Annotated in this window: 1 protein-coding gene, 2 tRNA genes and 1 rRNA gene; 1 reads left to right on the top strand and 3 read right to left on the bottom strand. The window is 42.6% G+C overall.

Translation table 11 applies throughout. The features are described from left to right. A 16S ribosomal RNA gene (locus tag BUB92_RS10945) occupies positions 1–169 on the bottom strand; the annotation flags it as partial. A gap of 368 nt (positions 170–537) precedes the next feature. On the opposite strand from BUB92_RS10945, the gene typA reads away from it, so the two are divergent. Further along, on the top strand, positions 538–2,358 hold the full coding sequence (typA, locus tag BUB92_RS10940; protein WP_073093588.1) for a translational GTPase TypA: 1,821 nt from the start codon (positions 538–540) through the stop codon (positions 2,356–2,358). A gap of 153 nt (positions 2,359–2,511) precedes the next feature. Here the strand turns inward: typA and BUB92_RS10935 are convergent. Both BUB92_RS10935 and BUB92_RS10930 read right to left on the bottom strand, forming a co-directional pair. Then, positions 2,512–2,587 (bottom strand) — tRNA-Val (locus BUB92_RS10935). A gap of 4 nt (positions 2,588–2,591) precedes the next feature. After that, positions 2,592–2,666 (bottom strand) — tRNA-Glu (locus BUB92_RS10930).

Below are 2,666 nucleotides of genomic sequence, written 5' to 3'. Positions count from 1 at the left end.
CCAGTGTTATCCCCCACTTATGGGTAGGTTGCTCACGCGTTACTCACCCGTCCGCCACTAGGTATTTAAGATTCCTCCCGAAAGATTCCTCTTAAATACCCCGTCCGACTTGCATGTGTTAGGCACGCCGCCAGCGTTCGTCCTGAGCCAGGATCAAACTCTCCTTCAAATCCTTATTCCTTATCTATCCTAGCTTCCCTAGCTTCTCAAGGCTTTCTATCCTCAAATTGCTCCCGCACGCTTGCCTTGCTGTTCAGTTTTATCAAGATCCCGCGACCCGCTCCCCGCGTCGCGCAAGAATTATATTATCACCCTCCCCCTACTCCTGTCAACTATTTTTTTAGGTTTTTTTATTTTCCTTGTTATTATCTCCGATAAAGCCCGAAAATACCCATATCATAAGCACAAATCATTTTATAAAAAGACTCTCTCCTGGTTTAAATCCCATCAGTGATTTTTTGTCTTTAAATTTGCAAGCTGCTATGTATATAATAATTGTTGTCTAATAAAGGTCATTTCAGAAATGAGGGATAGCTTATGCCAAAAAACTTACGCAACATCGCTATAGTTGCTCATGTTGATCATGGTAAAACTACTCTGGTTGACCAGCTGCTTAAACAATGTGGTTTTTTTCGCAATAATCAGGTCGTGCCGGAAAGGATTCTCGATAATAATGATCTGGAAAAAGAGCGCGGAATAACTATTATGTCCAAAAACACCAGCATTTTTTATGGTGATACCAAGATTAATATAGTCGATACTCCCGGCCATGCTGATTTTGGCGGTGAAGTAGAAAGAATTGTTAAAATGGTTGATGGGGTTTTATTGCTGGTAGACGCTTATGAGGGACCCATGCCGCAAACTCGTTTTGTTTTGAAGAAAGCTCTGCAGGCTGGCCTTAAACCTCTGGTGGTGATAAACAAAATAGATCGGCCTGATGCGCGGCCTCGGGAAGTAGTAGATGAAGTGCTCGAACTTTTTATTGATCTGGAAGCTGATGATAAACAGCTTGATTTCCCTGTAATATACGCTTCAGCTAAGGCAGGTTACGCTAAATCATCACTAGATGATCCTGCCGTTGATATGAAGCCTTTGCTGGACGCGATATTGAAATACATTCCAGCTCCCGAAGGTAATCCTGATCAGCCATTGCAGATGGTAATTTCATCAATTGATTATGATCCTTATGTAGGCCGCATAGGCATAGGTAAAATTTGCCAGGGACAGATTCACAAAGGTCAGGAAGTAGTAATATGCAACCCGCAAGGAAAAGCAGAAAAAGTCAGAGTAAATACCTTATATGTTTTTGAAGGATTAAAACGAACCGAACTGGAAGCTGCTTTTGCCGGGGAAATCGTAGCGGTATCAGGTTTAGAAGGTATCAATATAGGTGACACTTTGTGTTCCCCGGAAAATATCGCACCGGTAGACTTTGTAGACATTGAAGAACCTACCATAGCGATGAATTTTGTAGTAAATGACAGTCCTTTTGCCGGCCGGGAAGGGACATATGTAACCAGCAGACATCTAAAAGAAAGGCTTATGAAAGAGCTTCTTTCCAATGTATCATTAAGAGTAGAAGAACTTTCACCTGATACCTTTAAAGTTTCAGGGCGAGGGGAACTCCATCTTTCTATCCTTATAGAAACTATGCGGCGCGAAGGTTATGAATTTACCGTAACCCGTCCCGAAGTAATCATGAAAGAAGAAAACGGGGTATTAAAAGAACCGATAGAAAAGTTATTTATTGAAGTACCTGAAGAATATGTAGGTACGGTAATTGAAAGCTGCGGAAGGCGTAAAGGCGAGCTGGTTAATATGACTAATAAAACCGGCAATATTGTAAAGTTAGAATTTTTAATCCCTTCGCGCGGTCTTATAGGTTACAGGTCAGAATTCCTAACCGAAACTAGAGGTAATGGTATAATGAACCATGTTTTCGAAACTTATGCCCCCTTTAAAGGAGAAATACCTTCTCGCACCCGGGGAGCACTGGTCGCTTCCGAAACGGGAACAGCTGTTGCTTACGGCCTTTATAATGCCCAAGAAAGAGGAGACCTCTTTATATCTCCTGGTACTGAAGTATACGAAGGCATGATCGTGGGGGAAAATTCAAGATCAGGAGACATAACGGTAAATGTATGCAAGAAAAAACATCTTACTAACACCAGGGCTTCGGGTTCTGATGATGCATTAAGACTGGTGCCTCCGGTGGAAATGTCGCTGGAAAAGTGTCTGGAATTTATAAATGATGATGAACTCCTGGAAGTTACCCCCAAATCACTCCGGCTTAGAAAAACTATATTAGACAAAACTACCCGGGAAAGAAAACAAAAACAGAAAAACAAGGCTTCCTAAAGCTATTTGGGCCAGCCGGCAACAAGAGTAAAGGCTGGCTTTTTTCGTCCAGATAAAATAAAAGAGGTTAATCCCTTCCGCAAGATTAACCTCTTTTTTTCATAATATCAATTTATTATTTCAGGCTGTACAAATACAGCTTTTGTATGCATATGGTGGGCGATGCAGGGCTCGAACCTACGACCCCCTGCTTGTAAGGCAGGTGCTCTCCCAGCTGAGCTAATCGCCCCAATTGGTGACCCCTAGGGGATTCGAACCCCTGTTACCGGCGTGAAAGGCCGGTGTCTTAACCACTTGACCAAGGGGCC

This window comes from Thermosyntropha lipolytica DSM 11003 (genome assembly GCF_900129805.1).
Classification (GTDB): Bacteria; Bacillota; Syntrophomonadia; order Syntrophomonadales; family Syntrophomonadaceae; genus Thermosyntropha; species Thermosyntropha lipolytica.
This window is presented reverse-complemented; position numbering and strand designations above follow the sequence as displayed.

Bases quoted from the DNA above. Each gene is read 5' to 3' on its own strand.
- typA (WP_073093588.1), top strand. From the start codon at position 538: ATGCCAAAAAACTTACGCAACATCGCTATAGTTGCTCATGTTGATCAT.